This window comes from Streptomyces sp. NPDC026417 (assembly GCF_055567695.1).
The window spans coordinates 22,917-48,109 of record NZ_JBVHPY010000014.1; the positions used below are offsets into that span (position 1 = coordinate 22,917).

Consider the following 25,193-nt stretch of genomic DNA (forward strand, 5'->3'; position numbering starts at 1 on the left):
TGCGGCACCATTCCGCCGACAAGCGCTATGTGACATAGTACTGGCGTGAGCGAGCGACTGACCTGCGATGTCGTGGTGGTCGGAGCCGGAGTGGTCGGCGCCGCCTGCGCCCTGTACGCCGCTCGGGCCGGTCTGGACGTCGTCCTGGTGGACCGGGGCCCGGTGGCCGGCGGCACGACCGGTGCGGGCGAGGGGAACCTGCTCGTCTCCGACAAGGAACCCGGGCCCGAACTCGACCTCGCCCTGCTCTCGTTGCGGTTGTGGGCCGACCTGGCGGCCGAACCGGGTACGGCGATCGAGTACGAGGCGAAGGGCGGCGTCGTCGTCGCCTCCACGCCCGGGGAACTGACCGCCCTGGAGGCCTTCGCGGCGGGGCAGCGGGCCGCCGGGGTCACGGCCGAACCGGTCCGCCCGGAGGAACTCCCGGAGCTGGAACCGCACGTGGCGCCGGGGCTGGCCGGAGCCGTGCACTATCCGCAGGATGCCCAGGTGATGCCCGCGCTGGCCGCCGCGCACCTGGCCCGCGTCTCGGGCGCCCGGCTGCGCACCGGCCGCGCCGTCACCGGGCTGCTGCGCACCGCCGACGGCGCCGTACGGGGCGTGCGGACCGACCGCGGGGACATCCACGGACCGGCCGTGGTGAACGCCGCCGGGACCGGGGCCGCCGCCGTCGCCGCACTGGCCGGCGTCACGCTGCCGGTACTGCCCCGGCGGGGCTGCGTCCTGGTCACCGAGCCGCTGCCGCACCGGGTGCGCCACAAGGTGTACGCCGCGGACTACGTGGCCGACGTGGCGAGCGACTCGGCCGCGCTGCGCACCTCGCCCGTCGTCGAGGGGACACCGGCCGGGCCGGTGCTGATCGGGGCCAGCCGGGAACGCGTCGGCTTCGACCGCTCCTTCTCGCTGCCGACCGCACGCACCCTCGCCGCGGGCGCGATCCGGCTCTTCCCGTTCCTGGCCGAGGTCCGCGTCCTGCGCGCCTACCAGGGCTTCCGCCCGTATCTGCCCGACCACCTGCCCGCCCTCGGACCGGACGCGCGCGTGCCCGGCCTCTTCCACGCCTGCGGCCACGAGGGCGCGGGCATCGGACTGGCCACCGGAACCGGCCGGTTGATCGCCCAGTCCCTCACCGGCCGGACACCCGACCTCGACCTCTTCCCCTTCCGGCCCGACCGCTTCCCCGAGGAGGACGAGTGAATCCCACGGAACCGCCCCCGGACCGGCCGGAGAGCCGGTTCACCGTCCGGCTGGACGGCCGTCCGATCGAGGCGCTGCCGGGCCGGACGGTCGCCGCGACCCTGTGGGACGCGGGCGTCACCTCCTGGCGGACCACCCGGAGAGGAGGCGGGCCACGGGGGGTCTTCTGCGGCATCGGCGTCTGCTTCGACTGCCTCGTCACCGTCAACGGCCGCCCGAATCGGCGTGCTTGTCTCGTCCCCGTCCGGCCGGGCGACGTCATCCGCACCCAGGAGGGGACGGGCCACGATGGCTGAGCGACCGCACCTCGCGGTGATCGGCGCCGGCCCGGCAGGCCTGGCCGCCGCCCTCGCCGCCGCGGCCCGCGGCGTCCGCGTCACCCTCGTCGACGCGGCACGCCAGGCGGGCGGCCAGCTCCACCGCGGGCTCTCGGCGGGGCCGGCCGAGAACCGGGGGCCGCGTCACCACGGGCGCACCCGGCGGAGACTCGCTCACGGTCTCGCCGCGTACGAAAAGAACGGCGCCATAAAGTTTCTGAGGGATCATCACGTCTGGCTGGTCGAGCGCCTGGAGCCCGGTGGGGCGCAGCGGCCGGGGCGGTTCGCCGTCCACGCCCTCCTCGGCCCCCTCCAGGAGGAGTCGGTCGCCGTGCGCGCCGACGCCGTCCTGCTCGCCACCGGCGGTTACGAGAGGGTGCTGCCCTTCCCCGGCTGGACGCTGCCCGGTGTCGTGACCGCAGGCGGGGCACAGGCCATGCTCAAGGGAGACCTCGTCACGCCGGGCAGGACCGCCGTGGTCGCCGGGACCGGGCCGCTGCTGCTGCCCGTGGCCACCGGGCTCGCCGGGGCGGGCGTCGACGTCGTCGCCCTCGTCGAGGCCGCCGGTCCGCGGGCGTTCGCGCGGCGGGCACGGGCCCTGTCGGCCCGGCCCGGCACCCTCGCCGAGGGCGCGGGGTACGCCGCCCGGCTCCTGTGGCACCGCACGCCCTTCCTGGCCCGGCATGCCGTCGTCGAGGCGCGCGGCACGCTGCGGGTCGAGGCGGTCACCGTCGCCGCTCTCGACGCCGACGGCCGGGTCCGGCCCGGCAGCGAACGGCGTATCCCCTGCGACACCCTCGCCGTCGGGCACGGCCTGCTCCCGCACACCGACCTCGCCGAGACGCTCGGCTGCCGGCTCCGCGGACCGGGGGTCCACGTCGACGACGAGCAGCGCACCGACGTGCCCGGCGTCTGGGCGGCGGGGGAGACCACCGGGGTCGGCGGAGCCGCCCTCTCGTTCGCCGAGGGCCATATCGCAGGACGGTCGGCCGCCGCCCGCCTCACCGGTGCGGAACCCGACCCGCGCCGGTGGGCCGGCGCCGCCGAGTCCCGTGCGGCGGCGCGGGAGTTCTTCGCCGCCCTGGACTCGGTCTGCGCACCGCCCGCGCACTGGGCGGAGCAGGTCACCGACGACACGGTCGTCTGCCGCTGCGAGGAGGTGACCGCCGGCGCCGTCCGGGAGGCCGTGGCCGCCCTCGGCGCCACGGACCTGCGCACCGTCAAGCTGTTCACCCGGGCCGGGATGGGCTGGTGCCAGGGCCGGATGTGCGGTCCCGGCGTGGCGGGGCTGGCCGGCTGCCCGCTCCTGCCGTCCCGGAGCCCGTTCGCGCGGCCCGTACCGCTCGGGGCCCTGGCCCGTGCGGGTGAGTCCGAGGACGGATGACCGCCCGGCCGACGGGAGGCGTCCGGGCGAGCGGACCTCGGGGCCCGGACCTCGCCTCCTCGCCCTCCGTGGTCTTCGGAGCAGGCACAGTGCAATGTCACACCTCACTGAAAGGGGACGCCCATGACCGCCACACCGCTCCCGACCGCCGGGAGCCGCCGCCCCTGGCACGGCGTGCTCGTCGCGACCGCACTCCCGTTCCACGACGACCTCTCCGTGGACCACGGCAGGTACGCCGACCACTGCGCCTGGCTCGTCGAGAACGGCTGCGACGGCGTCGTACCCAACGGCTCGCTCGGCGAGTACCAGGTCCTCACGCCCGAGGAGCGCGCGAGGGTCGTGGAGACGGCCGTGAACGCCGTGGGCGGTTCCCGGGTGATGCCCGGCGTGGCCGCGTACGGTTCCGCCGAGGCCCGCCGCTGGGCCGAGCAGGCGCGCGACGCGGGCTGCCAGGCGGTGATGCTGCTGCCGCCGAACGCGTACCGCGCCGACGAGCGTTCCGTGCTGGCGCACTACGCGGCGGTCGCCGAGGCGGGCGTTCCCGTCGTCGCCTACAACAATCCCGTCGACACCAAGGTCGACCTGGTGCCCGAACTGCTCGCGAAGCTGTACCGCGAGGGGAGCGTCCATGCCGTCAAGGAGTTCTCGGGCGATGTGCGGCGCGCCTACCGCATCGCCGAACTCGCCCCGGCACTGGACCTGTTGGCCGGAGCCGACGACGTCCTGCTGGAACTGGCCGTCGCGGGCGCCAAGGGCTGGGTGGCCGGATACCCGAACGCCCTGCCCGCGGCGTGCGTCGCGCTCTACCACGCGGCGGTCGAGGGCGACCTCCGCACCGCGGGCGGCCTCTACCGGCAACTGCACCCCCTGCTCCGCTGGGACTCCCGGGTCGAGTTCGTGCAGGCCATCAAGGTGTCGATGGACGTCGTCGGACGCCGCGGCGGTCCGGTGCGGCCGCCGCGCGTTCCCCTGCTGCCGGAGCAGGAGGCGGCCGTGCGCGCGGCCACCGAGCGGGCCGTGGCCGACGGCCTCGCCTGACCCGTCCCCGCCGCTCCGGCAGGCCCGCGGCCTCGGTCGAGGCCCCGGGCATCACTCCGGCGGAACCTCCGCACCCCCACCGACGTCGGGAGTCCCATGCGCAGCAAGCTCGTCCTGCACGCCGTCGACTCGCACACCGAGGGCATGCCCACCCGGGTGGTCACCGGGGGCATCGGCACGCTCCCCGGCACCACCATGAACGAACGGCGGCTCCACTTCATGGAGCACCGCGACACCGTCAGGCAGTTCCTGATGAACGAACCGCGCGGCCACTCGGCGATGAGCGGTGCCGTCCTCCAGCCGCCCACCCGCCCGGACTGCGACTACGGTGTGCTGTTCATCGAGGTCTCCGGCTGCCTCCCGATGTGCGGGCACGGTGCCATCGGCGTCGCGACCGTGCTCGTGGAGACGGGCATGGTGGAGGTCGTCGAGCCCGTCACCACCGTCCGGCTCGACACCCCGGCGGGCGTCGTCGTCGCCGAGGTCGCGGTCGAGGACGGCGCGGCCCGAGCCGTGACCCTGCGGAACGTGCCGTCCTTCTCGGCCGGCCTGGACCGCACCGCCACGCTCGCCGACGGGCGGACGGTGACGTACGACCTCGCGTACGGCGGCAACTTCTACGCCGTCCTGCCGCTCGCGGAGTTCGGGCTGCCCTTCGACCGGGCCCGCAAGGACGAGATCCTCGCGGCCGGGCTGTCGCTGATGGACGCGGTCAACGCCGACGGCGGCCCGGTCCATCCCGAGGACCCGTCCGTGCGCGGCTGCCATCACGTCCATCTGTACGCGCCCGACGCCACCGCCCGCCGTTCCCGGCACGCCATGGTGATCCACCCCGGCTGGTTCGACCGCTCGCCCTGCGGGACGGGGACCAGCGCGCGGATGGCGCAGCTGCACGCGCGCGGTGAACTGCCGCTGCACACCGAGTTCGTGAACGAGTCCCTCATCGGGACGCGGTTCACCGGGCGGCTGCTCGGCACCACCGAGGTGGCCGGTGTCCCGGCCGTGCTGCCGAGCTTCACCGGCCGCGCGTGGGTGACGGGCACGGCCCAGTACCTGCTCGACCCCACCGATCCCTTCCCGGCCGGATTCGTCCTCTAGGCGCCAACCCGGACGGGGCCCCGGCCCGCGCGAGAGCGGCGGACCGCCGTCCCGCGGGCCGCCGGCGGGCGGTCCCGGACCGTCCGCCGGGCCGTGGATACTGGTGGCACGTGACATAGCACTCGCATTGACGGTGCCCGCCTGCCGTACGAGGAGACGACCATGCCCGCCCAGCGCCGCAGCGCGCCCCCCGCCGCGCCCGTTCTGCCGACGCTGGGCGGGCGGAAGAGCAGCTACCGCGAGCGGGTCGCCGACGCCCTGCGGGCCGCGCTGATCGCGGGGGAGCTGCGCACCGGCGAGGTCTACTCCGCGCCGATGCTCGCCGCCCGCTTCGGCGTCTCGGCGACCCCGGTGCGCGAGGCCATGCTCGACCTGGTCAAGGAGGGGCTGGTCGACACCGTGCCCAACAAGGGGTTCCGGGTCACCGCGGTCTCCGAGAAGCAGCTCGACGAGTACACCCACATCCGCTCGCTGATCGAGATCCCCACCGTGGTGGCGCTGGCCGGCACGGCGGACCCCGTCTCCCTGGAGGCACTGCGCCCGGCCGCCCGGGAGATCGTCACGGCGGCGGCGGCCGGGGACCTCATCGCGTACGTCGAGGCGGACATCCGCTTCCACCTGGGTCTGCTGGCGCTGGCGGGCAACGCCCATCTCGTCGAGGTCGTGGGGGACCTGCGCAAGCGCTCCCGGCTCTACGGGCTCCACGCCCTGGTCGAGGCGGGCCGCCTGGAGGACTCCGCCCGGGAGCATCTGGAACTGCTCGACGCGCTGCTCGACCGCGACGAGGCGGCCGTGCGCGCCGTGATGATCCGTCACCTCGGGCACGTGCGGGGCCTGTGGGCCGGTCCCGGAGCCGCCGCGACGACCTCGGCATGACGAGTTCGCCGCGGCACGCAAGCGGCTTGCGCTTCTTGCGCTATTCTTGCGCGCATGACGCGACGACTTGCACAGGTGGCGAAGAAGGTCGGGGTCAGCGAGGCCACGGTCAGCCGGGTGCTCAACGGCAAGCCCGGGGTCTCCGACGCCACCCGGCAGGCGGTGCTCTCCGCGCTCGACGTCCTCGGCTACGAGAGGCCGACGCAACTGCGCGGTGAACGGGCGCGCCTGGTCGGCCTGGTGCTTCCCGAACTGCAGAACCCGATCTTCCCGGCGTTCGCCGAAGTGATCGGCGGGGCGCTCGCCCAACTGGGTCTGACCCCGGTGCTGTGCACGCAGACCAAGGGCGGCGTCTCCGAGGCCGACTACGTGGACCTGCTGCTGCAGCAACAGGTCTCCGGCGTGGTCTTCGCCGGCGGTCTCTACGCGCAGGCCGACGCCCCGCACGACCACTACCGCCGTCTCGCGGACCGCAGGATTCCGGTGGTCCTGGTCAACGCGTCCATCGAGCACCTCGGCTTCCCCGGTGTCTCGTGCGACGACGCCGTCGCCACCGAGCAGGCCTGGCGGCACCTGGCCTCGCTGGGGCACGAGCGGATCGGGCTCGTGCTGGGCCCCGCCGACCACATGCCCTCGCAGCGCAAACTGGCGGCCGCCCGCGCGTTCGGCGCCGACCTGCCGGACGAGCACATCGCCCGCGCCATGTTCTCCCTGGAAGGCGGGCAGGCGGCGGCCACCCGGCTGCTGGACCGCGGGGTCACGGGCATCATCTGCGCCAGCGACCCGCTCGCCCTCGGAGCCGTACGGGCCGCCCGCCGCAAGGGACTCGCCGTCCCGTCGCAGGTGTCGGTCGTCGGGTACGACGACTCCGCCTTCATGAACTGCACCGAGCCCCCGCTCACCACGGTCCGCCAGCCCATCGAGGCCATGGGGCGGGCCGCGGTCGAGCTGCTGAACGCCCAGATCGGCGGCAGCTCCGTGCCCGCCGAGGAGCTGCTGTTCGAGCCGGAGCTGGTCGTCCGCGGATCGACCGCGCAGGCGCCGCGCGACTGACGCCGGCCTCTCCCGCGGCCCCCCGGCGCCGGCGCGACCGTCGACGGTGCCGGGCCTGCGGGGTGCGCGCTTCCGCTTGCCGGTTCAGGCGGTGCGCAAACGCCGACGCGTCGTGGTGCAAACGCCGTACCGACCCCACCGGCCGTTGTGCAAGCCGCACACCTCTGCGATCCACTTCGCTGTCAAATAATTACAGATTCTGCGCGAGATATTGCGGTCAGCTGTCGGCGGTGCTTGAGTGTGCCGCGCCAGACACGGCCGCACGCCGCCCGGTGTGCCGCCGTGGGCCTTCCACGCGCCTGCCCAAAGGGGTCCACCGATGAGAAGCACCGGGTTCCGCCGTACCTGTACCGCACTCGTGGCCTCGGCCCTGACGCTCACCGCCGTGAGCGCCTGCGGTTCCGACGACGACAACGACGCCGCGGGCGGCAAGACCCGCATCACGGTCAACTGCATGCCGCCGAAGAGCGCCAAGGTCGACCGTTCGTTCTTCGAGGCCGACATCAGGGCCTTCGAGAAGCAGAACCCGGACATCGACGTCGTCGCCCATGACGCCTTCCCCTGCCAGGACCCCAAGACCTTCGACGCCAAGCTCGCCGGCGGTCAGATGGAGGACGTGTTCTACACGTACTTCACGGACGCCAAGCACGTCGTCGACATCAACCAGGCCGCCGACCTGACGCCGTACGTGAAGGACCTGAAGAGCTACGACACCATCCAGCAGCAGCTGCGCGACATCTACACCGTCGACGGCAAGATCTACGGCATCCCGCGCACCGGCTATTCGATGGGGCTGATCTACAACAAGAAGCTCTTCGAGAAGGCCGGCCTCGACCCCGACACGCCCCCGGCGACCTGGGAGGAGCTGCGCGCCGCCGCCAAGAAGATAGCCGCGCTCGGCAACGGCACCGTCGGCTACGCGGACTACAGCGCCCAGAACCAGGGCGGCTGGCACTTCACCGCCGAGATGTACTCCCAGGGCGGCAACGTGGTCAGCGAGGACGGCAAGAAGGCCACCGTCGACACCCCCGAGGGCAAGGCGGTCCTGCAGAACCTCAAGGACATGCGCTGGCGGGACGACTCCATGGGCAGCAAGCAGCTCCTGGTCATCAACGACGTCCAGCAGCTGATGGGCTCCGGCAAGCTCGGCATGTACCTCTCCGCGCCCGACAACATCCCGATCCTGGTGAAGGAGAAGGGCGGCAACTACAAGGACCTGGCGCTGGCGCCCATGCCCGGCGGCAAGGGCACGCTCATCGGCGGCGACGGCTACATGTTCAACAAGAAGGACACCCCGGCGCAGATCAAGGCCGGCCTCAAGTGGCTCGACCACATGTTCCTGACGCCCGGAGACGGCTTCCTCGGCGACTACGCCCGGGCCAAGAAGAACGACGCCCCGGTCGGCCTGCCCGAGCCCCGGCTCTTCACCGGCGCCGCCGACGCCAAGGACCAGGAAGTCAAGAAGGCCAACGCCAACGTGCCGGTGGAGAACTACCAGGCCTTCCTCGACGGCAACCAGAGCCTGGAGATGAAGATCGAGCCGCCGCAGGCCCAGCAGATCTACTCGGTCCTGGACGGCGCCGTCTCCGCGGTGCTCACCAAGAAGGACGCCGACGTCGACAAGCTGCTCAAGGACGCCTCCGGCAAGATCGACTCCATCCTGGCCCGAGGCTGACACCGTTCATGAAGACAGCATCGAAGCCTCCCGTCTCACCTCCGGCCGCCGTCGGCGTGCCGGAGGTGCCGCGGTCGGCCGGGCGCCGGACGGGGAGCCCGTGGCGCCGGCGCCTGGCCGACCAGTCCCGCGCGTACGCCTTCCTGATCGGCGGCCTGCTCTGCTTCGCGCTGTTCTCCTGGTACCCGGCGATCCGCGCCGTCGTGATCGCCTTCCAGAAGTACACGCCGGGAGCCGGCGCGGAGTGGGTCGGCACCGACAACTTCACCCGGGTCTTCCACGACCCGGAGTTCGCCGCCGCCTGGCGCAACACGCTCACCTTCACCGTGATCGCCCTCCTGATCGGCTTCGCCGTCCCCTTCGTGATGGCCCTCGTCCTCAACGAACTGCGGCACGCCAAGGCCTTCTTCAGGGTCGTCGTCTACCTGCCGGTGATGATTCCGCCGGTGGTCAGCGCGCTGCTGTGGAAATGGTTCTACGACCCCGGGGCGGGCCTCGCCAACGAAGCGCTGCGCTTCCTGCACCTGCCGACCTCGAACTGGTCCAACGGCGCCGACACCGCACTCGTCTCGCTGGTGATCGTCGCCACCTGGGCCAACATGGGCGGCACGGTCCTCGTCTACCTGGCCGCACTGCAGGGCATCCCGGGGGAGCTGTACGAGGCCGCCGAACTCGACGGCGCGAGCCTGCTCCAGCGCATCCGGCACGTGACGATCCCGCAGACCCGCTTCATCATCCTCATGCTGATGCTGCTGCAGATCATCGCCACGATGCAGGTCTTCACCGAACCGTTCGTCATCACGGGCGGCGGCCCCGAGAACGCGACCGTCACCGTGCTCTACCTCATCTACAAGTACGCCTTCCTCTACAACGACTTCGGCGGCGCCTGCGCGCTCAGCGTCATGCTGCTCGTGCTGCTCGGCGTCTTCTCCGCGGTGTACCTGCGGCTGACCCGCTCGGGAGGCGAGGACTCATGAGCACCCGCACCCTGGTCTCGCCCCTCACCCTCGCCCGCCGCCGCGGCAAGACCCTGTACTGGGCCGTCTTCACGGGCGTGGTCCTGCTGTTCGCCGTCGCCTTCCTCTTCCCCGTCTACTGGATGGTGTCCGGCGCCATGAAGTCGCCGGACGAGGTCGTGCGCACACCGCCCACGCTCGTGCCCGAGCACTGGAGCCTGAGCGGGTACACCGACGCCTGGGACCTGATGGACCTGCCCACGCACCTGTGGAACACGGTCGTCCAGGCCACCGGCGCCTGGGTCCTGCAACTGGTGTTCTGCACCGCCGCCGCGTACGCGCTCTCCAAACTGAAGCCCGCCTTCGGCAACGTGATCCTCGGCGGGATCCTCGCCACCCTGATGGTCCCCGCCCAGGCCCTGGTCGTACCGAAGTACCTCACGGTCGCCGACCTGCCGCTGATCCACACCAGCCTGCTCAACGACCCGCTCGGCATCTGGCTGCCCGCCGTGGCCAACGCCTTCAACCTCTATCTGCTCAAGCGCTTCTTCGACCAGATCCCGCGCGACGTGCTGGAGGCCGCCGAGATCGACGGCGCCGGCCGGCTGCGCACCCTCCGGTCGATCGTGCTGCCCATGTCCCGGCCGGTGCTGGGAGTCGTGTCGATCTTCGCCCTGGTGGCCGTCTGGCAGGACTTCCTCTGGCCGCTGATGGTCTTCTCCGACACCGACAAGCAGCCCATCAGCGTGGCCCTCGTCCAGCTGTCGCAGAACATCCCGCTGACCGTGCTGATCGCCTCCATGGTGATCGCCAGCATCCCCATGGTCCTGATGTTCCTGGTGTTCCAGCGGCACATCATCGCCGGTATCAGCGCGGGCAGCACCAAGGGCTGACGCCACCCCCTGAACGGCTTCACAGAAAGGTAGGCACCGTGGGACAGCCTTCCCCTGCCCGCACGCAGGACGAGTGGTGGCGCTCCGCCGTCATCTACCAGGTGTACGTCCGCAGCTTCGCGGACGGCGACGGCGACGGCACCGGCGACCTCGCGGGCGTCCGGGCCCGACTTCCCTACCTCGCCCAACTCGGCGTGGACGCGCTCTGGTTCAACCCGTGGTACCTGTCACCACTGGCCGACGGCGGCTACGACGTCGCCGACTACCGGGTCATCGACCCCGCCTTCGGCACCCTCGCCGAGGCGGAGAAGCTCATCGCCGAGGCACGCGAGCTGGGCATCCGCACCCTTGTCGACATCGTGCCCAACCACGTCTCCGACCAGCACCCCTGGTTCCGGGCCGCACTCGCCGCCGGGCCCGGGAGCCCGGAGCGGGACCTGTTCCACTTCCGGCCCGGACGCGGCGAGCACGGCGAACTCCCGCCCAACGACTGGCCGTCGCAGTTCGCCGGCTCCGCCGAACCGGTGTGGACCCGGCTGCCCGACGGCGACTGGTACCTCCACCTGTTCACCCCCGAGCAGCCCGACCTCAACTGGGCCCATCCCGCCGTCCGCCAGGAGCACGAGGACGTCCTGCGCTTCTGGTTCGAGCGGGGCGTGGCGGGCGTGCGCATCGACTCGGCCGCCCTGCTCGCCAAGGACCCCGAACTCCCCGACCACGTCGAGGGCGGCCCGGGGCCGCATCCGTACGTCGACCGGGACGAACTCCACGACATCTACCGCTCCTGGCGCGCCGTCGCCGACGTCTACGGCGGCATCTTCGTGGGCGAGGTCTGGCTGCCCGACACCGAGCGCTTCGCCCGCTACCTGCGCCCCGACGAGCTGCACACCGCTTTCAACTTCTCCTTCCTTTCCTGCCCGTGGGACGCCGGACGGCTGCGCACGTCGATCGACGAGACCCTCGCCGAGCACGCCCCGGTGGGCGCGCCCGCCACCTGGGTGCTGTGCAACCACGACGTGACCCGCACGGTCACCCGCTACGGCCGCGCCGACACCGCGTTCGACTTCGCCGCCAAGGCCTTCGGCACCCCCACCGACCTGGCGCTCGGCACCCGCCGCGCCCGCGCCGCCGCCCTGCTCTCACTGGCCCTGCCGGGCGCCGTCTACGTCTACCAGGGCGAGGAACTCGGGCTGCCCGAGGCGGAGATACCGCGCGAGCGGATCCAGGACCCGATGCACCACCGCTCCGGCGGGACCGACCCGGGCCGGGACGGCTGCCGCGTGCCGCTGCCCTGGCTGGCGGACGCCCCCCACGCGGGATTCGGCGGCGCACCCTGGCTTCCGCAGCCCGCGGACTGGCCCGCCTACGCCGCCGACCGCCAGAGCGAGGACCCGGAGTCGATGCTGCGCCTCTACCGGGAGGCGCTGCGCATCCGCCGAACCGAGCCCGGCTTCGGCGACGGGCCGCTCACCTGGCTGCCCGCACCCGAGGGCGTCCTCGCCTTCGCCCGCGCGCAGGACACGCTCTGCGTGGTCAACCTGTCCGAAGCCCCGGCCGAACTCCCCCCGCACCGCGAACTGCTGCTCGCCAGCGGCGCCCTGGACACCGAAGGGCGCCTTCCCCAGGACACGGCGGCCTGGCTGCGCGCCTGACACCGCAGCCCGGCCGCCGCACCACCCGCTATCCCGGCACCCCCACACGAAAGGGATCAGCACATGCCCAGATCCGTCCGGCGCATGCCGGCCGCCGCGGCCTCCGTGGCCGTCGCCCTCGCGGCCGGCATGCTCAGTGCCACCGCCGCCCACTCCGCGGCCGCCGCCGCGGGCGCCGACCTGCCCTTCACCTCGGTCGAGGCCGAGTCCGCCGCCTCCACCGGAACCAGAATCGGCCCCGACCACACCCAGGGCACCCTCGCCTCCGAGGCCTCCGGACGCCAGGCCGTGCGGCTGGGCGCGGGACAGCGCGTCGAGTTCACCGTGCCGCGCGCGGCCAACGCCGTGAACGTCGCGTACAACGTTCCCGACGGCCAGTCCGGCACCCTCGACGTCTACGTCAACGGCACGAAGCTCGCCAAGTCCCTCGCCGTCACCTCCAAGTATTCCTACGTCGACACCTCCTGGATCGCGGGCGCCAGGACCCACCACCTCTTCGACAACGCCCGTCTTCTCCTCGGCCGGAACGTGCAGGCCGGCGACCGGATCGCCCTGCAGGCCACCTCCACCCAGGTCACCGTGGACGTGGCCGACTTCGAGCAGGTGGCCGCGGCCGGCACCCGGCCCGCCGGATCGGTGTCCGTCACCGACAAGGGCGCCGACCCCAGCGGCCAGGGCGACTCGACCCAGGCCTTCCGTGCCGCGATCGCCGCCGCGCAGGGCGGAGTCGTCTGGATCCCGCCGGGCGACTACCGGGTCACGTCGTCCCTGAGCGGCGTCGCGAACGTCACCCTGCAGGGCGCCGGCAGCTGGCACTCCGTCGTCCACACCTCGCGGTTCATCGACCAGACCACCTCCTCCGGAAACGTCCGCATCAAGGACTTCGCCGTCATCGGCGAGGTGACCGAACGGGTCGACTCAAGCCCCGACAACTTCGTCAACGGCTCCCTCGGGCCGAACTCCGGCGTCTCCGGGATGTGGATCCAGCACCTGAAGGTCGGGCTCTGGCTGACCGGCAACAACGACAACCTGGTCGTGGAGAACAACCGCATCCTCGACACCACCGCCGACGGACTCAACCTCAACGGGAACGCCCGCGGAGTCCGCGTCCGCAACAACTTCCTGCGCAACAACGGAGACGACGCGCTGGCCATGTGGTCGCTCAACGGGCCGGACACCAACAGCAGCTTCGACAACAACACCATCACCCAGCCGAACCTCGCCAACGGCATCGCGATCTACGGCGGCACCGACATCGCCGTCAGGAACAACCTGATCGCCGACACCAACGCCCTCGGCAGCGGCATCGCCATCTCCAACCAGAAGTTCCTCGACCCCTTCTCCCCGCTCGCCGGAACCATCACCGTCTCGGGCAACACCCTGGTGCGCACCGGCGCCATCAACCCGAACTGGAACCACCCGATGGGGGCGCTGCGCGTCGACTCCTACGACAGCGCCATCGACGCGACCGTCGATATCACCGACACCACCATCACCGACAGCCCGTACAGCGCCTTCGAGTTCGTGTCCGGCGGCGGCCGGGGGTACGCCGCCGGGAACATCACCGTCGACGGCGCCACCGTCGACAAGGTCGGCACCGTCGTGGTCCAGGCCGAGACGCCGGGCGCGGCCCGCTTCAGCAACGTCCGGGCCACCGGGGTCGGCGCGGCGGGCGTCTACAACTGCCCGTACCCGGCCGGATCGGGCACCTTCACGCTCACCCGAGGCGGCGGCAACTCCGGCTGGGACAGCACCTGGTCGAACTGCTCGGCCTGGCCGCAGCCGGGTTCCGGCAATCCGGACCCCGATCCGGCCCGCAACCTGGCCAAGGGCCGCCCCGCCACGGCGAGCGGCTCCCAGGACGTCTACACCCCGGGCAAGGCCGTCGACGGTGACGCCGGCACCTACTGGGAGTCGTCCAACAACGCCTTCCCGCAGAACTGGACCGTCGACCTCGGCTCCCCGCAGGCGGTCCGGCGGGTCGTGCTCGAACTGCCGCCCGCCCCGGCCTGGCAGGCGCGTACCCAGACCCTGTCCGTGCAGGGCAGCACCGACGGCGCCGCCTACACGACCGTGGTCGCCGCGAAGGACTACCGCTTCGACCCGGCCACCGGCAACACGGTGACCGTGACCCTGCCCGGCGGGACCAGCCTGCGCCACCTCAGGCTCCACGTCACCGCCAACACCGGCTGGCCCGCCGCCCAGTTCAGCGAGGTGGAGGCTTATCTGTCGTGACCTTCGCGGATGCCCCGCGCTTCGCCGCCTGGATCTGCTCGTACACAGGGGTCCGCAGTTCGGCGAAGCGCGGGGCGACCCGCGTGTGCAACTGGTCGCGGTCGGGCGGCAGATCGACCTGCGGGCCGCGAGCCCGCATGGAGCGACTCGTCGCGCAGGTGGGGGAGTCCTCCTCGCTCCGCGACCTCGACGCCGACGACATCGTGTACGGGGCCCGGGTCCCCACCCGGCGCATCATGGCCGTCGCCGTCACGGGCGGCACCCGTTTCCCGGCCCTGGTGACCTCCGTGGGCCGGGTGGTCCTGGCGCACCTGCCGGAGGAGGACGTCGACGCCCGGCTGGACCGTGCCGAACTGCGCCCCCCGACCGCCCGCACGCTCGTCTCGGCCGACCTCCTGAGGTCCGAACTGCGGCGCGTACGGCGTCAGGGCCGCGCCCTCGTCGACCAGGAACTGGAGGAGGGAGGGCGCGCGGTCGCCGCCCCGGTACGGGACCGGGACGGCGCGGTGGTGGCGGCGGTGAACATCCCGGTGCACGCCGGCCGCAATCCGGTGGAGTCCGTGCGCCGGGACCTGCTGCCGCATCTGCCGGCGACGGTGGCCCGCATCGAGGCGGACCAGCACGTCACAGGTCGAGCACGAGCCGTCTCCCGCGGCACCGGGACACACAGATGAGCATGGTCTCGCCCGCCGCCCGCTCCGCGTCGTCGAGCACGGAGTCGCGGTGGTCGGGCGTGCCGTCGAGGACGTCCGTCTCGCAGGTCCCGCAGGTGCCCTCCGTACAGGAGTAGAGCACCTCGACCCCCGCGGCCCGGACGGTGTCCAGCACGGAGACTCCGGCCGGCACGGTCAGCGTCCGTCCGCTGCGCTCCAGGACGACCTCGAACTCCTCGTCGTCGCGGGCCTTCTCGTCCTTCGGCCGGAAGCGTTCGACGCGCAGCAGCCCGGCCGGGCAGAGGTCCTCCACCGCGTCCAGCAGCGGGCCGGGCCCGCAGCAGTAGACCAGTGTGCCGGCGGCGGGCCGGGCGAGTTCCGCGGCGAGGTCGAGGAGCCCCGACTCGTCCTCGGGGACGATCCGGACCCGGTCCCCGTACGGTCGCAACTCCTCGGTGAACGCCATGGAGGCGCGCGTACGGCCGCCGTACAGGAGGGTCCAGTCCGCGCCCGCCGCCTCGGCGGCGGCCAGCATCGGCAGGATCGGTGTGATGCCGATGCCGCCCGCGACGAACCGGTAGCGGGGCGCGGGTTCGAGCCGGAAGGCATTGCGCGGACCACGTACCCGCACGGCATTCCCCGGATCGAGCCGGGTGTGCACATGGTCGGAGCCACCGCGCCCGTCCGGCTCGCGCAGGACTGCGATCCGCCAGGTGCGCCGGTCCGCCGGATCACCGCAGAGGGAGTACTGGCGTTCCAGGCCGGGGCCGAGGACGACGTCGATGTGGGCGCCCGGTTCCCAGGGCGGGAGCGTCCCGCCCAGCGGGTCGCGCAGGGTCAGGGCGAGGACCCCGTCGGCCGCGGGCACGCGCTGCCCGACGACGAGTTCGCTCTCGTACGGGGTCATCGGCCGCTTCCTCGGAGTACGTGTCCTTCGGGGTGGGCGAGCATCCACGCCCACATCTCGACCGGGTCCTCGGCCGTGTGCTCGGCACCGCAGTGACAGGTGCCGCGCAGCGCGTCGGTGCCGGGGAGCCAGTCGACGCGACAGACCTCGCCGGCCGGGGAGGTCATCGGACCCCCTCCACGGGCTTGTCGCCCTCCTCGACCAGTCGGGCGAGGATGCGGCGGGCCGCCAGGCCTCCGGTGTCGATGTTGACGCTCAGCTCCTGGTAGCCGGCCCGTTCCGAACCCAGCGTGCGCTGCAGCAGGTTGAGCGCGTCGACGTCCTGCATGACGACGGTGTGGTTGAAGTCCCGCAGGAACGTGCTGACGTCCTCGTCGTCCCGGGCGAAGTCCCGGGACACCGCCCAGAAGTCGTGGACGTGGCCGTCGCCGGACGGCGTGATCGCGTACGTGATCTCGGTGTGGAAGGCGTCGGGGTCGTGGCCGTCCGCGCCGGGCAGCACACCGACCGGCGCGATCCGGCTGTGCAGCAGATACAGGCACGGCGCGTGGTACTCGATGTCCTGCCAGCGGGTGATGCGGCCCTCGATGCCGGTCGAACGGGCGTAGAACGGCGGGCACTCGGCGTCGTCCATGTGCCGGCTGACCCGCACGATGCCCGCCCCCTCGTCCACCTCCGTGGTGATCGGCGTCTCGGCGACCTCGGGCGTGCCGATGTAACCGCTGTGCAGGTAGGTCTCGTGGGAGAGGTCGAGGAGGTTGTCGACGAGGAGGCCGTAGTCGGCGTCGATCGGCTCCATGCCGCGCACGGTGACCCAGTCGGGGTGGTCGAGGTGGGCGGCACGCGGGATCGCCGCGGGGTCGGCGAGGCCCGGGTCGCCGACCCAGACCCAGACCAGGGAGTCCTGCTCCACCAGCGGGTACGCGGCGACCCGGGCGGTCCGCGGTATCCGCTTCTGCCCGGGCACGTACACGCAGGTGCCCGTGGTGTCGTACGTGAATCCGTGGTAGCCGCACACGATCCGGTCGCCGTCGAGCCTGCTCGCCGAGAGCGGGAAACGACGGTGCACACAGCGGTCGACCAGCGCCACCGCGGTGCCGTCCTCCTCGGTGCGGTAGAACACGAGCGGCTCGCCCAGGATCGTCCGTCCGAGCAACTCGCGTCCCACTTCGGCGGAGTAGGCGGCGACGTACCACTGGTTCCTGGCGAAGGCGGTCATGTGCGGCATGGCGTTCCCGTCCCTGTCGGCGGGGCGCCGTCGCCCCGGGGTGCCGTGGTGGACATCAGGTTCCTGACATCCCTCGTCGGCACGCAAGGCAACTTCTGCCAGGCGGAAGGACTTTGGCGGATGTGCTGGTCGGCGCCTTGCCGTGGCGGTCGATGGAGGCGACCGGGATCGCTGTATCGTTCAATGTTCACACGTCCGTCACGGTTGCATCACTTCCTCTCCCGGAGCTTCCTGGCGAGGCATCCCGCCCCTTACGGTCATCTGGCACCAACCGACGTATAGGGGATACATGTCGTACAGTCAGCCGCCGCCCGTGGGGCCGCCGTTCGCCGGACCGCCGATGGGGCCGCCGGGCGGCAAGCCGGGATGGGCGCGGAAGCGGATCGCCGTCCCGGCGGCGCTTCTCGTCTTCTTCGTCGGGGTCGGGATCGGGACCTCGGGCAACGCCGAGCAGGAGAAGACCGGCGCCGCCGGCCGGGCCGAGCCGCAGCCCACCGTCACGGTCACGAGGACCGTCGCGCCGGAGCCGGCCGAGAGCGACGGGGGGAAGCAGGCGAGCGACGACAAACCCGTCGCCGACAAGGACGAGAAGGCGAGCGTGCCCGACTTCGTCGGAATGGGCCTCCAATCCGCCCAGGACACGGCGCAGCAGGCCGGTTTCCACGCGCTGACCTCGCACGACGCGCTCGGTCGGGACCGGATGCAGGCGTTCGACCGTAACTGGAAGGTGTGCAGCCAGAACGTGAAGGCCGGTACCTCCGAGCCCACGGACACGGAATTGGACTTCGGCGCGGTGAAGCTGGCGGAGACCTGCCCGGCGAAGGACGAGAAGCCGCCGGCCGTGAAGGGCGGCACGATGCCGGACTTCGCGGGCAAGTCGGTGAAGGCGGCTCGCGCCGCGCTCGACTCCGGCACCTCCATCACCGTGAAGGACGCCCTGCCGGAGGACCGCTGGGTGCTGATGGAGTCCAATTGGAAGGTGTGCACGCAGACCCCGTCCGCCGGCGCCTCCCTGGGCGGCAGGCCCGTCGAGTTCACCGCGGTCAAGTTCGAGGAGAGCTGCCCGTAGCGAGGTCGAAGCCGTCCGGCCGTGCATCCCGTCCACCACCCCGCCGGTGCACGGGACGCGCGGCCGGCGGCCGTATCCTCCGGCTCGGGTACATGCGGACGGCGTCGCGCGAGGAAGGACGATCATGACCATCGGCGAAGAGGGGGGAAGCGGCTCCGCTCCCCGGGTGCTTCTCGGGACCTGGCCCACTCCGGTGGAGTCCGCTCCGCGGCTGGCCGCGCACCTCGGGCTCGATCCCGGCGACCTGTGGCTCAAGCGCGACGACCTGAGCGGTCTCGGCGGCGGTGGCAACAAGGTGCGCAAGCTCGAATTCGGCTGCGGCCAGGCGGTGAGCCGCGGAGCGACCGTCCTGGTGGCGAGCGGCGGCGGGCAGAGCAACTACGCGCGCCTCGCGGCCGCGGCGGCGCGGCGGCTGGGGCTCGGCGCCGTACTGGTCCTGCGCGGGAACGGCCCGCAGGGGCGGACCGGCAATCTGGCGCTGGAGGGGCTGCTCGGCGCCCGGGTCGTCTGGGCCGGAGACGTCGACGCCGCGGGCCTGGACCTCGCCGTCGCCACCGCGGCCGGGGAGCTGGCGGAGGAGGGGGAACGCGTCGAGGTGCTGCCCTTCGGCGGCAGCGACCGCAACGGAGCGCTGGGGTATCTCGAAGGCGGCCGTGAACTGCGCGAGCAGCTGCCCGACGTCGAGCACGTGGTCGTCGCCGGCGGCTCCGGCGGCACCATGGCGGGCCTGGTCGCCGCACTCGGGTCGGAGCGGGTCCTGGGCGTCGACGTCGGCGCCGTCGACGACTTGCCCGCGCGGGTCGCCGGGCTGGTGGGGGCGGTGGCGGACAAGCCCGTCGAGGTGTCCGCGCTGCGGCTGCGCCGTGACCAGGCCGGCGCCGGGTACGGCGTGCTCACCCCCGCCGCCACCTCCGCGCTGGAGGCGGCGGCCCGGTGCGAGGGCGTCATCCTGGATCCGGTCTACACCGCCAAAGCCCTGGCCGGCCTCGCGGCGGCGGTGGCGGACGGCGACATCCGGCCCGGCCGGCGCACGGTGTTCGTGCACACCGGCGGGCTGCCCGGGCTGTTCGGCCACGAGATCGCCGGAGAGCTTGCGGGCCGGATGGCATAGCGGTTCGGCGGGCGGGGCGCGACGCCGCGGCTACTTCAGCCAGTCCGTGTGGTACGTCGGGGCGATGCGCGCACCGCCCTTCGGGGTGAGGACGTCGCCGTGGACCGCGGCGAACATGCCCGCGGTCTCGTAGGTGGTCACCGTCCGCCCGTCGCCCCGGGCGGCGAGGGTGATCCGGCCCAGCTCGTCCAGCGGGTACACGTCGGAACCGGCGACGTCGAGGGTGCCGCCGAGCGGCGGTCCGGCGGCGACGTCGGTGACTGCGGGGGCGACGTCCGCCGCGGCGATCGGCTGGACCGGGGTGCGCGGCGGGCCGGACGGTGTCCCCGTCGGCGGTCCAGGGGAGGACGGCGTCCGTGAACTCCACCAACTGCGTGGCGCGGACGATGGAGTACGGGACCGGGCCGGCCTTGAGCAGGTCCTCCTGAAGGGTCTTGGCGCGGTAGTAGTCGAGCTCGGGCACCTGATCCAAGCCGACGATGGACAGAACGACGACGTTTTCGGGCAGGCGTCGCGCGAAGGCCCCTGTGTCCGCCGACGTCCGGCGATCGGTAGCTGCGGGAGCCGGTCCCGCCCGCGTGCGGGGCGATCCGGCGGCCGGCGGGGCGCGGTGGCCGAAACCCGTTGGTCTCACGTACCGACGACTTTCACGTGGAAGCCACAGAGCCCTTCCCTGACGTTTGGTGCTCTTGGAACACTCCTTTCGCGCACGTTCCTTCAGCAGCCGGCCATCCGTGCCCCGTCAGGACAGAGGTCCTCCCCCCATGCCTCCAGTGAATCGGCGTCGTTTTCTGCAACTCGCGGGCGGTACCGCGGCGTTCACCGCGTTGTCCGACAGCATCGCCAAGGCCGCCTCGATACCCGCCGGGTACCGCAGCGGCACGATCGACGACGTCGAGCACATCGTCGTCCTGATGCAGGAGAACCGTTCCTTCGACCACTACTTCGGAACGCTGCGTGGTGTTCGCGGTTTCGGCGACCCGCGGGTGGCGACCACGTCGGGGAAGAAGTCCGTCTGGTACCAGTCGGACGGCACCAAGGACGTGCTGCCGTTCCGGCCCGAGGCCGACGACCTGGGGCTGCAGTTCATCCAGGACCTCCCGCACGGCTGGAACGACGGCCACGCCGCCTTCAACCGGGGCAGGTACGACAAGTGGGTGCCCAACAAGTCGGCCACGACGATGGCGTACCTGACGCGTGAGGACATTCCGTTCCACTACGCGCTCGCCGACTCGTTCACGATCTGCGACGCCTACCACTGCTCGTTCATCGGCTCCACCGACCCGAACCGCTACTACATGTGGACGGGCTACACGGGCAACGACGGCACCGGAGGCGGGCCGGTCCTCGGCAACGACGAGGTGGGCTACGACTGGACGACGTACCCCGAACGCCTGGAGAAGGCCGGGGTCTCCTGGAAGATCTACCAGGACGTCGGTGACGGCCTCGACGCCGCCGGCTCCTGGGGCTGGATCCCGGACGCCTACCGGGGCAACTACGGGGACAACTCGCTGCTCTACTTCAACAAGTACCGCAACGCCGAGCCCGGCGACCCGTTGTACGACAAGGCCCGCACCGGCACCGACGCCCGCAGGGGCGAGGGCTTCTTCGATCAGCTGAAGGCCGACGTCAAGGGCGGGAAGCTGCCCCAGGTCTCCTGGATCGTGGCGCCGGAGGCGTTCACGGAGCACCCCAACTGGCCCGCCAACTACGGGGCCTGGTACATCTCCCAGGTGCTGGACGCCCTGACCTCCGACCCCGGGGTGTGGGGCCGGACGGCGCTGTTCATCACGTACGACGAGAACGACGGGTTCTTCGACCACGTCGTGCCGCCGTTCCCGCCGCAGTCCGCCGATCAGGGCCGGTCCACGGTCGACGTCGGCCCCGACCTCCACCCGGGGGACGCGGGCCATGTCGCGGGGCCGTACGGGCTCGGCCAGCGCGTGCCGATGATCGTGGTCTCGCCCTGGAGCCGGGGCGGTTACGTCTGCTCCGAGACCCTCGACCACACCTCCGTCATCCGCTTCATGGAGCGCCGCTTCGGGGTGCACGAGCCGCACATCTCGCCCTGGCGGCGCGCGATCTGCGGCGACCTCACTTCCGCGTTCGACTTCTCCCGCAAGGACACGGCCCCGGTCGCCCTGCCGGACACGGAAGGCTATCGGCCGCCGGACCGCGAGCGGCACCCCGACTACGTTCCGACGCCCCCCGCCACCCCGTCCCTGCCCAGGCAGGAACGCGGCTCCCGCCCGGCGCGCCCGCTCAAGTACGCACCGGTGGTGGACGGTTCGGCGGACGTGGCGGCCGGGAAGTTCACACTCACCTTCGCCTCGGGCGCCAAGGCCGGCGCCGCCTTCCTCGTCACGTCGGGCAACCGCACCGACGGGCCCTGGACCTACACCACCGAGGCCGGCAGGACCGTCGCGGACACCTGGAACTCGGCCTACTCGGGCGGCTCGTACGACCTCACGGTGCACGGCCCGAACGGCTTCCTGCGCACATTCCGGGGACCCGGCCGGACGGCGGGACCCGAGGTCACCGCGCGGCACGCGGGGGACGACCTGCAGCTCACCTTCACCAACCACGGCTCCGGCACGGTCGGTCTGCGGCTCACCGACGGCTACGGCGGACGGGCGCAGTCGATCCGGGTGCGGGCCGGTGCGACGGTGAAGCACACGGTCGACCTCCGGGCCGGCCGACGCTGGTACGACCTGAGCGTCACGTCCGAGGCGGATCCGGCGTTTCTGCGCCGGTTCGCCGGACATGTCGAGAACGGCCGACCGGGTGTCAGCGACCCTGCGATCCTGACCGCCTGATGGTTACCCGGCCCCCCGTTCCTTTCCGTCTCCAGCGAGGTAGTGTGCCCCGGTGACCACGCATTCGAACACACCTGCAGGTTGGTACCCGGATCCCCATGGGGCGGCCCAGACGCTGCGGTACTGGGACGGCTCCCAGTGGACCCAGCACACCAACGCCGACCAGCAGGGGCAGAGCGCCCCGCAGGTTCCGCAGCAGGCGCAGGCGGCTCCGCAGCAGCCTGCCCACCAGCCGCAGCAGGCGTACGGCGGCCCGCCGGTCCAGCAGCCCGCCGCGGGCGCGGACGCACGCGTGCAGCGTCAGGTGCAGCAGCAGGCCGGGGTGGCCGGCGGCGGTGCCGGTGGCGGCACCCTGTTCTCCGAGCCGGTCCTGGTGGTGAACCAGAAGGCCAAGCTGATCGAGCTGACCAACGAGTACAAGGTCATGGACCAGCAGGGCAACCAGCTCGGTTCGGTCGTCCAGGTCGGCCAGAACGCGCTGAAGAAGATCCTTCGATTCGTCTCCAGCCTCGACCAGTTCATGACGCACAAGCTGGAGATCCGCGACGCGTACGGCCAGCCGCAGTTGCTGCTGACGCGGCCCCGCAAGTTCCTCAAGTCGCGGGTGCTCGTGGCGCGTCCGGACGGACAGCCCGTCGGCGAGATCGTGCAGCAGAACATGATCGGGAAGATCAACTTCGCGATCAACGCGGACGGCCGGCAGATAGGCGCCATCAAGGCGGAGAACTGGCGCGCCTGGAACTTCGCCATCGTCGACCACGCGGACAACGAGGTCGCCCGGATCACCAAGACCTGGGAAGGCCTCGCGAAGACGCTCTTCACGACGGCCGACAACTACGTCCTGCAGATCCACTACCAGCTCCCCGAGCCCCTGTTGAGCCTGGTCGTGGCGACCGCGCTGACGGTCGACACGGCGCTGAAGCAGGACTCCCGCGGACTGGGCTGACCCCCGCGACGCCGGTCTTCGGCTGCCCCCGGACGTGAGGCGTCCGGGGGCAGCCGCATGTCGGCCGCGGCGGCCCGCGCCGGTCACAGCCGGGTGAGGTGCCGCTTCGCGCGTCGAGCCGGCTGACGGGGTACGAGCGCGGGTTCGGACGCCGCCGACCCGGGCTCCAGGGCCAGTACCGCGGCGACCGGGTGGTCCTCCGCTGCCGCGGGCTCGGGGCCCGAACGGGACAGCGTCACCACACCCCAGGCGGCGACCCCGGCTCCCGCCGCGGCCAGCAGCACACCCGCCGCGCCGTACTGGAGCCGTTCGCCCAGCAGGGACAGCCCGATCGCGGCGGCCGCCAGCGGGTTGGCCAGCGTCACCACGGCGAGCGGCGCGCCGAGTCCGCCCCGGTACGCGGTCTGCGAGAGCAGCAGACCGCCCGTCGCGAACGCGGCCACCAGCAGCGCCACCACGACGACCTCGGCGCTGAGCAGCGGTCCGGTGCGGTCGGTCGCGGCGACGGTCACCGTCTGGGTGAGCGCCGAGGCGACTCCCGAGGCGAAGCCGGACGCGCTCGCGTGGCGCAGCCCGGGCCGGGCGCCGGGCCGGGACAGCGCGCCGATGACCACCGCGGTCGTCGCGGCCACGCCCAGGGCCTGCGGCACGCTCAGGATGTCGTCCGGCGCCGGGCCCGAGGCCGTGACGAGCAGGGCCCCCAGCCCGATCAGCGTGAGCGCGGTGCCCCGCCACTCGACCGGGCTCACGCGGCGCCCGGCCACCCGGGCGCCCAGCGGCACCGCGGCCACCAGGGTGAGCGCACCGAGCGGCTGCACGAGAGTGAGCGGCCCGTACTTGAGGGCCGCCACGTGCAGCAGCGCGGCGGACGCGTTCAGGGTCACCGACCACCACCAGGCGCCGTCGCGGAGCAGGCGCAGGACGCCGGTGTCGGCGGCCCGGGCGGCCAGCCGCTCCTGGGCCACCGCGGCCGCCGCGTACGCGACCGCCGAGAACAGGGACAGGACGACCGCGGCAAGGGTGGCGCTCATCGTCCGGCCCCCACGAGCTCCGGCGCGGACTCCGCTTGACCGGCGCCGGCGGGCGCACGGTTGCGGCCGGCGGTCGACAGCGTCCGGTGCGGAAGCGGGATCACGGCGAGGGCGACGCCGAGCAGTGCGGCGGTCACGATCGAGTCGAGCCAGTAGTGGTTCGCCGTGCCGACGATCACCAGCAGGGTCAGCAGCGGGTGCAGCAGCCAGAGCCGGCGCCACCGGGACCGGGTCGCCGCGATCAGGCCGATCGCGACCATCAGCGCCCAGCCGAAGTGCAGGGACGGCATCGCGGCGAACTGGTTCGCCATCGAGTCGGTCGCGGGCTGTGCCCCGTACACCGTCGGTCCGTACACCTGCCCCGTGTCGAGGAGTCCCGTGCCGCCCAGCATCCGCGGCGGGGCGAGCGGGAACGCGAGGTGCAGCACGAGGGCCGCGGCGGTGACCGCGGCGAGGACCCGGCGGGCCCACACGTAGTGCGCCGGGCGCCTGAGGTACAGCCAGACGAGGAACGCCGCGGTGGCCGGGAAGTGGACGGTCGCGTAGTAGGTGTTCGCAAGGTGCACGAGCGTGTCGCCGTGCAGCAGGGCGTCCTGCACGGCGCCCTCGCCCGGCAGATGGGCGGCCCGCTCCCAGTCCCAGACGCGGTGGGCGTTGGCGAAGGCCTCACCGGTGTGGCCGGTGGCCAGCCCGCGGCCGGCCTTGTAGACGACGAAGAGCCCGACGACGAGCAGGAGTTCGCGGACGAGCGGCGGGCGCGCGAAAGGCTCCCGCGACGGCGGTGCGGCGGGGGTGTCCCGCGGTTCCGACGCTGCGGGAGACGCCGTTCCGGTGGGGGTGTGCCGCGGCTGCGGCAGGCGGGTGGCCGCGTCCGGCGGCCGGTCTGCAGGCTCGGTCTGGGATTCCATCCCCCGGCCCCTTTGCTGACGGTCTTGCGTGGGGTGGTGCGTGGTGAGCCCAGGACAAGGCCCACTCGCCGGGAGTGGGACCTGTCCAGGACTCATCGATACGCCAGTGTACCGATACGTCTGCGTACCGGTACGCCAGTGTACCGATAC

Annotated in this window: 22 protein-coding genes and 2 pseudogenes; 17 read left to right on the top strand and 7 right to left on the bottom strand. The window is 72.4% G+C overall.

Annotation, left to right across the window (positions count from 1 at the left end; genetic code table 11):
• The first annotated feature begins 45 nt into the window (after positions 1-45).
• From ACZ4NT_RS22030 to ACZ4NT_RS22085, 12 genes are all read left to right on the top strand, one after another.
• Positions 46-1,197: an NAD(P)/FAD-dependent oxidoreductase gene (locus ACZ4NT_RS22030; RefSeq protein ID WP_467727059.1), complete on the top strand. Its 1,152-nt coding sequence runs from the start codon at positions 46-48 to the stop codon at positions 1,195-1,197.
• On the top strand, positions 1,194-1,493 hold the full coding sequence (locus tag ACZ4NT_RS22035; protein ID WP_467727061.1) for a (2Fe-2S)-binding protein: 300 nt from the start codon (positions 1,194-1,196) through the stop codon (positions 1,491-1,493). The genes ACZ4NT_RS22030 and ACZ4NT_RS22035 overlap by 4 nt, the downstream gene beginning before the upstream one ends.
• A complete protein-coding gene (locus ACZ4NT_RS22040; protein ID WP_467727063.1) occupies positions 1,486-2,898 on the top strand; it encodes an FAD-dependent oxidoreductase in 1,413 nt (470 codons plus the stop codon). Before ACZ4NT_RS22035 ends, ACZ4NT_RS22040 begins: the two co-directional genes overlap by 8 nt.
• Before the next feature lie 123 nt (positions 2,899-3,021).
• Positions 3,022-3,936 (top strand): dihydrodipicolinate synthase family protein, encoded by a 915-nt coding sequence (locus ACZ4NT_RS22045; RefSeq protein ID WP_467727065.1) that lies wholly within the window; start codon positions 3,022-3,024, stop codon positions 3,934-3,936.
• A gap of 96 nt (positions 3,937-4,032) precedes the next feature.
• Positions 4,033-5,034: a proline racemase family protein gene (locus ACZ4NT_RS22050; protein ID WP_467727067.1), complete on the top strand. Its 1,002-nt coding sequence runs from the start codon at positions 4,033-4,035 to the stop codon at positions 5,032-5,034.
• A 162-nt stretch (positions 5,035-5,196) separates the two neighbouring features.
• Positions 5,197-5,910 (top strand): GntR family transcriptional regulator, encoded by a 714-nt coding sequence (locus ACZ4NT_RS22055; protein WP_467727069.1) that lies wholly within the window; start codon positions 5,197-5,199, stop codon positions 5,908-5,910.
• A 54-nt stretch (positions 5,911-5,964) separates the two neighbouring features.
• The gene (locus tag ACZ4NT_RS22060; protein WP_183117086.1) at positions 5,965-6,963 is read left to right on the top strand and encodes a LacI family DNA-binding transcriptional regulator; all 999 of its coding nucleotides are present in this window, start codon (positions 5,965-5,967) and stop codon (positions 6,961-6,963) included.
• Between the two features lie 319 nt (positions 6,964-7,282).
• Entirely contained in the window at positions 7,283-8,638 is a 1,356-nt protein-coding gene (locus ACZ4NT_RS22065; RefSeq protein WP_121407188.1) for an extracellular solute-binding protein, read from the top strand.
• 8 nt (positions 8,639-8,646) lie between these two features.
• Positions 8,647-9,615 (top strand): carbohydrate ABC transporter permease, encoded by a 969-nt coding sequence (locus ACZ4NT_RS22070; RefSeq protein WP_467727072.1) that lies wholly within the window; start codon positions 8,647-8,649, stop codon positions 9,613-9,615.
• Positions 9,612-10,487, top strand: coding sequence for a carbohydrate ABC transporter permease (locus tag ACZ4NT_RS22075; protein ID WP_467727074.1), 876 nt, complete (start codon positions 9,612-9,614; stop codon positions 10,485-10,487). Before ACZ4NT_RS22070 ends, ACZ4NT_RS22075 begins: the two co-directional genes overlap by 4 nt.
• 38 nt (positions 10,488-10,525) lie before the next feature.
• Positions 10,526-12,139 (top strand): glycoside hydrolase family 13 protein, encoded by a 1,614-nt coding sequence (locus tag ACZ4NT_RS22080; RefSeq protein ID WP_467727076.1) that lies wholly within the window; start codon positions 10,526-10,528, stop codon positions 12,137-12,139.
• A gap of 63 nt (positions 12,140-12,202) precedes the next feature.
• A complete protein-coding gene (locus tag ACZ4NT_RS22085) occupies positions 12,203-14,374 on the top strand; it encodes a discoidin domain-containing protein (protein ID WP_467727078.1) in 2,172 nt (723 codons plus the stop codon).
• Here ACZ4NT_RS22085 and ACZ4NT_RS22090 read toward each other — a convergent pair.
• Positions 14,346-14,495 (bottom strand): annotated as a pseudogene (locus ACZ4NT_RS22090) (ABC transporter ATP-binding protein); the annotation flags it as partial. The gene ACZ4NT_RS22085 and the pseudogene ACZ4NT_RS22090 sit on opposite strands and share 29 nt — an antisense overlap.
• 16 nt (positions 14,496-14,511) lie before the next feature.
• Here ACZ4NT_RS22090 and ACZ4NT_RS22095 point away from each other — a divergent pair.
• Entirely contained in the window at positions 14,512-15,048 is a 537-nt protein-coding gene (locus ACZ4NT_RS22095) for an IclR family transcriptional regulator domain-containing protein (RefSeq protein WP_121407192.1), read from the top strand.
• Here ACZ4NT_RS22095 and ACZ4NT_RS22100 read toward each other — a convergent pair.
• Genes ACZ4NT_RS22100 through ACZ4NT_RS22110 form a run of 3 tightly spaced genes read right to left on the bottom strand, consistent with a single transcriptional unit; the run spans position 14,999 to position 17,162 of the window.
• Positions 14,999-15,934 carry a PDR/VanB family oxidoreductase gene (locus ACZ4NT_RS22100; protein ID WP_121407193.1) on the bottom strand — a complete coding sequence of 312 codons (936 nt, stop codon included), beginning with the start codon at positions 15,932-15,934 and terminating at the stop codon, positions 14,999-15,001. The genes ACZ4NT_RS22095 and ACZ4NT_RS22100 overlap by 50 nt on opposite strands.
• Positions 15,931-16,101: a hypothetical protein gene (locus tag ACZ4NT_RS22105; RefSeq protein WP_183117087.1), complete on the bottom strand. Its 171-nt coding sequence runs from the start codon at positions 16,099-16,101 to the stop codon at positions 15,931-15,933. The genes ACZ4NT_RS22100 and ACZ4NT_RS22105 overlap by 4 nt, the downstream gene beginning before the upstream one ends.
• Positions 16,098-17,162, bottom strand: a complete 1,065-nt coding sequence (locus tag ACZ4NT_RS22110; RefSeq protein WP_467727081.1) for an aromatic ring-hydroxylating dioxygenase subunit alpha — start codon at positions 17,160-17,162, stop codon at positions 16,098-16,100. The genes ACZ4NT_RS22105 and ACZ4NT_RS22110 overlap by 4 nt, the downstream gene beginning before the upstream one ends.
• 289 nt (positions 17,163-17,451) lie before the next feature.
• Here ACZ4NT_RS22110 and ACZ4NT_RS22115 point away from each other — a divergent pair, with 289 nt between their 5' ends.
• Both ACZ4NT_RS22115 and ACZ4NT_RS22120 read left to right on the top strand, forming a co-directional pair.
• A complete protein-coding gene (locus ACZ4NT_RS22115) occupies positions 17,452-18,231 on the top strand; it encodes a hypothetical protein (protein WP_121407195.1) in 780 nt (259 codons plus the stop codon).
• Between the two features lie 124 nt (positions 18,232-18,355).
• A complete protein-coding gene (locus ACZ4NT_RS22120) occupies positions 18,356-19,342 on the top strand; it encodes a pyridoxal-phosphate dependent enzyme (protein ID WP_121407196.1) in 987 nt (328 codons plus the stop codon).
• Between the two features lie 30 nt (positions 19,343-19,372).
• Here ACZ4NT_RS22120 and ACZ4NT_RS22125 read toward each other — a convergent pair.
• A pseudogene (locus ACZ4NT_RS22125) lies at positions 19,373-19,835 on the bottom strand (SDR family oxidoreductase); the annotation flags it as partial.
• Positions 19,836-20,106: 271 nt separating this feature from the next.
• On the opposite strand from ACZ4NT_RS22125, the gene ACZ4NT_RS22130 reads away from it, so the two are divergent.
• Together ACZ4NT_RS22130 and ACZ4NT_RS22135 are read left to right on the top strand one after the other, a co-directional pair.
• Complete coding sequence (locus ACZ4NT_RS22130) at positions 20,107-22,158, top strand: phosphocholine-specific phospholipase C (protein WP_121407197.1); 2,052 nt, start codon at positions 20,107-20,109, stop codon at positions 22,156-22,158.
• Between the two features lie 52 nt (positions 22,159-22,210).
• The gene (locus ACZ4NT_RS22135; protein ID WP_121407198.1) at positions 22,211-23,104 is read left to right on the top strand and encodes an LURP-one-related family protein; all 894 of its coding nucleotides are present in this window, start codon (positions 22,211-22,213) and stop codon (positions 23,102-23,104) included.
• 83 nt (positions 23,105-23,187) lie between these two features.
• Here ACZ4NT_RS22135 and ACZ4NT_RS22140 read toward each other — a convergent pair whose 3' ends face one another.
• Together ACZ4NT_RS22140 and ACZ4NT_RS22145 are read right to left on the bottom strand one after the other, a co-directional pair.
• Entirely contained in the window at positions 23,188-24,135 is a 948-nt protein-coding gene (locus ACZ4NT_RS22140) for a DMT family transporter (protein WP_467727085.1), read from the bottom strand.
• Positions 24,132-25,043: a phosphatase PAP2 family protein gene (locus ACZ4NT_RS22145; protein WP_467727087.1), complete on the bottom strand. Its 912-nt coding sequence runs from the start codon at positions 25,041-25,043 to the stop codon at positions 24,132-24,134. The genes ACZ4NT_RS22140 and ACZ4NT_RS22145 overlap by 4 nt, the downstream gene beginning before the upstream one ends.
• Positions 25,044-25,193: the final 150 nt, after the last annotated feature.

Coding starts and splice junctions, on each gene's coding strand:
- ACZ4NT_RS22060 (WP_183117086.1), top strand. CDS start 5,965: ATGACGCGACGACTTGCACAGGTGGCGAAGAAGGTCGGGGTCAGCGAG.
- ACZ4NT_RS22055 (WP_467727069.1), top strand. CDS start 5,197: ATGCCCGCCCAGCGCCGCAGCGCGCCCCCCGCCGCGCCCGTTCTGCCG.
- ACZ4NT_RS22085 (WP_467727078.1), top strand. CDS start 12,203: ATGCCCAGATCCGTCCGGCGCATGCCGGCCGCCGCGGCCTCCGTGGCC.
- ACZ4NT_RS22095 (WP_121407192.1), top strand. CDS start 14,512: ATGGAGCGACTCGTCGCGCAGGTGGGGGAGTCCTCCTCGCTCCGCGAC.
- ACZ4NT_RS22110 (WP_467727081.1), bottom strand. CDS start 17,162: ATGCCGCACATGACCGCCTTCGCCAGGAACCAGTGGTACGTCGCCGCC.
- ACZ4NT_RS22045 (WP_467727065.1), top strand. CDS start 3,022: ATGACCGCCACACCGCTCCCGACCGCCGGGAGCCGCCGCCCCTGGCAC.
- ACZ4NT_RS22130 (WP_121407197.1), top strand. CDS start 20,107: ATGCCTCCAGTGAATCGGCGTCGTTTTCTGCAACTCGCGGGCGGTACC.
- ACZ4NT_RS22145 (WP_467727087.1), bottom strand. CDS start 25,043: ATGGAATCCCAGACCGAGCCTGCAGACCGGCCGCCGGACGCGGCCACC.
- ACZ4NT_RS22070 (WP_467727072.1), top strand. CDS start 8,647: ATGAAGACAGCATCGAAGCCTCCCGTCTCACCTCCGGCCGCCGTCGGC.
- ACZ4NT_RS22105 (WP_183117087.1), bottom strand. CDS start 16,101: ATGACCTCCCCGGCCGGCGAGGTCTGTCGCGTCGACTGGCTCCCCGGC.
- ACZ4NT_RS22140 (WP_467727085.1), bottom strand. CDS start 24,135: ATGAGCGCCACCCTTGCCGCGGTCGTCCTGTCCCTGTTCTCGGCGGTC.
- ACZ4NT_RS22065 (WP_121407188.1), top strand. CDS start 7,283: ATGAGAAGCACCGGGTTCCGCCGTACCTGTACCGCACTCGTGGCCTCG.
- ACZ4NT_RS22100 (WP_121407193.1), bottom strand. CDS start 15,934: ATGACCCCGTACGAGAGCGAACTCGTCGTCGGGCAGCGCGTGCCCGCG.
- ACZ4NT_RS22050 (WP_467727067.1), top strand. CDS start 4,033: ATGCGCAGCAAGCTCGTCCTGCACGCCGTCGACTCGCACACCGAGGGC.
- ACZ4NT_RS22115 (WP_121407195.1), top strand. CDS start 17,452: ATGTCGTACAGTCAGCCGCCGCCCGTGGGGCCGCCGTTCGCCGGACCG.
- ACZ4NT_RS22075 (WP_467727074.1), top strand. CDS start 9,612: ATGAGCACCCGCACCCTGGTCTCGCCCCTCACCCTCGCCCGCCGCCGC.
- ACZ4NT_RS22040 (WP_467727063.1), top strand. CDS start 1,486: ATGGCTGAGCGACCGCACCTCGCGGTGATCGGCGCCGGCCCGGCAGGC.
- ACZ4NT_RS22120 (WP_121407196.1), top strand. CDS start 18,356: ATGACCATCGGCGAAGAGGGGGGAAGCGGCTCCGCTCCCCGGGTGCTT.